The organism is Micromonospora sp. CPCC 205561, from assembly GCF_036906775.1.
Lineage (GTDB): Bacteria > Actinomycetota > Actinomycetes > Mycobacteriales > Micromonosporaceae > Micromonospora.
This window is the reverse complement of record NZ_JBAKHV010000112.1, coordinates 1-3,834: the sequence shown is the minus strand read 5'-3', so window position 1 is coordinate 3,834 and position 3,834 is coordinate 1. Positions and strand designations below refer to the sequence as shown.

The 3,834-nt window shown below is 76.0% G+C and carries 5 protein-coding genes; 4 read left to right on the top strand and 1 reads right to left on the bottom strand.

Features of this window, described 5'->3' with window-relative positions:
* Positions 1 to 1,068, bottom strand: a 1,068-nt coding sequence (locus tag V6V16_RS27640; RefSeq protein ID WP_334566863.1) for a serine/threonine-protein kinase, incomplete at its 3' end; no start/stop codon positions are given.
* A 214-nt stretch (positions 1,069 to 1,282) separates the two neighbouring features.
* On the opposite strand from V6V16_RS27640, the gene V6V16_RS27635 reads away from it, so the two are divergent.
* The 4 genes from V6V16_RS27635 to V6V16_RS27620 all read left to right on the top strand — a co-directional run.
* Complete coding sequence (locus V6V16_RS27635) at positions 1,283 to 2,116, top strand: patatin-like phospholipase family protein (RefSeq protein WP_334566862.1); 834 nt, start codon at positions 1,283 to 1,285, stop codon at positions 2,114 to 2,116.
* Complete coding sequence (locus tag V6V16_RS27630; RefSeq protein WP_334566860.1) at positions 2,116 to 3,132, top strand: 1-acyl-sn-glycerol-3-phosphate acyltransferase; 1,017 nt, start codon at positions 2,116 to 2,118, stop codon at positions 3,130 to 3,132. The genes V6V16_RS27635 and V6V16_RS27630 overlap by 1 nt, the downstream gene beginning before the upstream one ends.
* 9 nt (positions 3,133 to 3,141) lie before the next feature.
* A complete protein-coding gene (gene cutA, locus V6V16_RS27625; protein ID WP_334566858.1) occupies positions 3,142 to 3,462 on the top strand; it encodes a divalent-cation tolerance protein CutA in 321 nt (106 codons plus the stop codon).
* 47 nt (positions 3,463 to 3,509) lie between these two features.
* Positions 3,510 to 3,834: hypothetical protein (locus V6V16_RS27620; RefSeq protein WP_334566856.1), on the top strand; the 325-nt coding region annotated here is incomplete at its 3' end.

Below are 3,834 nucleotides of genomic sequence, written 5' to 3'. Positions count from 1 at the left end.
CTCCGCCGCGCCGGTGACGGGCCCGCCCGCGCCGCCCGGGTCCGCCGCGGCGGTGGGCGCGCCCGGACCGTCCGGTTCCACCGCGCCGGTGCGGGGCCCGCCCGGGCCGACCCGGGCAGCCGGACCGGGGCCCGTCGGCGCGGAGTCGTGCGCCGGCACCGGGGCCTCCTGCGGGGACGGGAGCGTCGGGAGCGTGACGGTCGGCGCGAGCATGGTGGCGGCCTGCGGGTCGGCGGGCAGCAGCTGGTCGCGCAGGATGGCGGCGACCTGACGGGCGGTGGGCCGGTCGAGCGGGTTGCGGGCCAGGCAGCGCAGGCAGGTCCGGGCCACCTCCGGCGGCAGGCCCGGCAGCTCGACCAGCGGAGGCGGGCCGTCCCCGGCGAGCGCCTCGCTGAGCTGCTCCCAGGTCTCCGCCGGGTACGGCACCCGCCCGCTCAGCGCCTCGTAGAGCAGCACGCCCAGGGAGTAGACGTCGGTGGCCGGCTGCGCGGGCGCCCCGTCGAGCCGCTCGGGCGCCACGTACGCGGGCGTGCCGAACGTGCCGCCGTCCTCGTCGTCGTCCGGCGTGCCGATCCGGGTGGCGATGCCGAAGTCGAGCACCTTGACCCCGGAGTTGGTCATCATCACGTTGGCCGGGGTGATGTCGCGGTGCACGATGCCGAGCCGGTGCGCGGCGGCGAGCGCGTCCGCCACCTGGGCGCCGATCTCGACCGCCTCGGCCCACGGCAGCGGCCCCCCGGTGAGCCGGGACTCCAGTTCCTCCCCGGCCAGCAGCTCCATCACCACGAACGAGGTGATCGACCCGTCGGGCGCGACGGTCTCGCCGTAGTCGTGCACCGACGTGACGTGCGGGTGGACGAGCTGCGCGGCGGCGCGGGCCTCCTCGCGCACCATGTCCCGGAAGCGGGCGTCGGCGGCGAGGGACGGGGCGAGCACCTTCAGCGCCACGATCCGGTCGAGCACCTCGTCCCGCGCCCGCCAGATCACCGACATGCCGCCGGCGCCGATCTGGTCGACGAGCCGGTACCGGCGGGCCAGCAACCGGCCGGGCAGCAGTGCTGGCTTCACGGGATCGCACCTGCCTCGCTGTGGGAGCGGTATCAGGTTGCGCGAATGTGACCGGCCTGTCAACGGCCGGCTTCCCCGCGTGACCGGACCGCGCCGGGCCGGCCGCCACCGTCCCGGACGGGCCGACACCGGCAGCCGCCCGTGCCGGCGCCCACGCGGCCGCCCCGGCGCCGGCAGCGGACGGCCCCTTTCGCGCCCGTGCCAGGATGAACCCATGGCGCGGGGACCGGTGGCGTTCGTGCTCGGGGGCGGGGGAGTCCTCGGCGCGGTCGAGGTGGGCATGCTGCGAGCCCTGTTCCGGGCCGGCATCCGGCCCGACATGGTGCTGGGCACCTCGATCGGGGCGGTCAACGGCGCGCTGGTCGCCGCCGAGCCCTCCGAGGCGGTCACCGACCGGCTGGTGCGGCTCTGGGCCTCGCCCGAGGCGAGCGAGGTGTACGGCGACTCCCTCGCCCGGCAGCTGCGCCGCTTCGCCGCCCGCACCCACCTGCACTCGCCCCGCCCGCTGCGCAAGCTGCTGGAGGCCGAGCTGGGCGCGGAGACCACCTTCGCCGACCTGCGGGTGCCGTTCCGCTGCTGCGCGGCCAACATCGAGCGGGCCGCCGAGCACTGGTTCGCCAGCGGGCCGCTGGTGCCGGCCGTCCTCGCCTCCGCCTCGGTGCCGGGGCTGCTGCCGCCGGCCCGGATCGGCGACCAGCACTACGTCGACGGCGGGATCGTGAACTCCATCCCGATCGGCGAGGCGGTCGCCGTGGGCGCCACGCAGATCTTCGTGCTCCAGGTGGGACGGATCGAGCGGGAGCTGAGCCCGCCCCGGCGGCCGTGGGAGATCGCCCAGGTCGCGTTCGAGATCGCCCGGCGGCACCGGTTCGCCCGGGAGATGGCGGCCCTGCCCGAGGGGGTCGAGGTGCACGTGCTCCCCACCGGCGGGCTGGAGCCGCGCGACGACACGCCCTGGGCGTACCGGGACATGGCGGCGGTGGGGCGGCGGATCAGCCGCGCCTACACGGCGTCCCGGCGCTACCTGGCGACGCAGCTGGAGCACTGATGCCCCTGCCCCCGCAGTGGGTACGCCGGCTGCTCCTGGCCCCCGGCGTGGTGCTGCTCGCCTTCCTGGTGGTGACCACCCTGCCGGTCTGGGCGCTGCTCGCGGCTGCCGTCTCCCCGCTGGCCCCGGGCCGGCTCCGGCCGCTGCGGCTGCTCTGGCTCGGTTGCGTCTACCTGGTGTGGGACGCGGCGGCGCTGCTCGCGCTCTTCGTGCTCTGGGTCGCCTCCGGCTTCGGCTGGCGGGTCCGGTCGCCGGCCTTCCAGCGGGCGCACTACGTGCTCGCAGGCCGGTTCCTGCGGGTGCTCTTCTGGCAGGCCCGCTGGGCGCTGCACCTGAGCATCGACGTGGTGGGCACCGACCCCGACACCGCCCTGCCCGGCCGTCCGGAGCTGGTGCTCTGCCGGCACGCCGGGCCCGGCGACTCGTTCATCCTGATCCACGCCCTGGTCAACTGGTTCAACCGCGAGCCGCGGATCGTGCTGAAGGACAGCCTCCAGTGGGATCCGGCGGTCGACGTGCTGCTCAACCGGCTGCCGAGTCGTTTCCTCGCGCCGGGCAGGGAGGGCCGAGGGTCGGTGACCGAGCAGATCGGACACCTGGCCGAGGGGCTGGACGACGACGACGCCTTCGTCATCTTCCCCGAGGGCGGCAACTTCACCCCCGGTCGCCGGCTGCGGGCCATCGACCGGCTGCGCGGCCTCGGCCTGGAGCGGATGGCGCGGCGCGCGGAGCGGATGCGGCACGTGCTCGCCCCGCAGCCCGGCGGGCTGCTCGCGGCGCTGGACGCCGCGCCCGACGCGGGAGTGATCTTCGTGGCGCACACGGGCCTCGACAGGATGCTCACCGTCGGCGACGTGTGGCGGGAACTGCCGATGGACAAGCGGATCGTGATGCGCTTCTGGTCGGTGCCGCCGGAGCAGGTGCCGGCCGGTCGGCAGGAGCGGATCGACTGGCTCTTCGACTGGTGGGCGCGGATCGACGAGTGGATCGCGGCCAATCGGGACGGGGCCGCGTAGGGTGCGCTGGTGGACCAGATCTGCGTGGTGACGACGGTGGTGGACGCCCGCGCCGTCGCTGACGTGATGGCGGCCGCGGCCGTCGCCGGGCGGCTCGCGGCCTGTGCGCAGGTGGGCGGCCAGGTGGACAGCACCTACTGGTGGCGTTCCGGGGTGGAGACCAGCACCGAGTGGTCGTTGCAGTTCAAGACCGCGCCGGACCGGGCCGCCGCGCTGGTGGAGCAGATCCGGGCCAGCCACCCGTACGAGGTGCCGGAGATCCTGGTGACCCGGGTGGACAGCGGGGACCCCGCCTACGCCGCCTGGGTGCACGAGCACACCCGGCCCTGAGTACGCGCACTCTGGTTCGGTGATCTTCCAGCCGACATGATGGCCCGGTGCAGAACACCGGTTACCCCTGTCCCGCCTGCGGCGCGCCGGCCGATCTCGCCTCCGGGTGCACCGGTTGCGGTCGTCCGCCGTACCCGGCCGCGGCGGAGGTGGTCCGGCTCGACCGGGAGATCGTCGCGCTCGGCGGCGAGGTGGAGCGGGCCCGGACGACGTACCAGGGACTCGTCGAGCGGTTGGCCGGCAGCCGGCAGCGCCGCGCGGCGCTGGCCGCCGCGGTCCGCGCGGAGTTCCCCCTGGCGCGCCCGGCGGTCCCCGCACCCCCTGCGGCCCGCCCCGGGCCCGCCGCGGCTGCGGTGCGTCCGACGCCCGCCG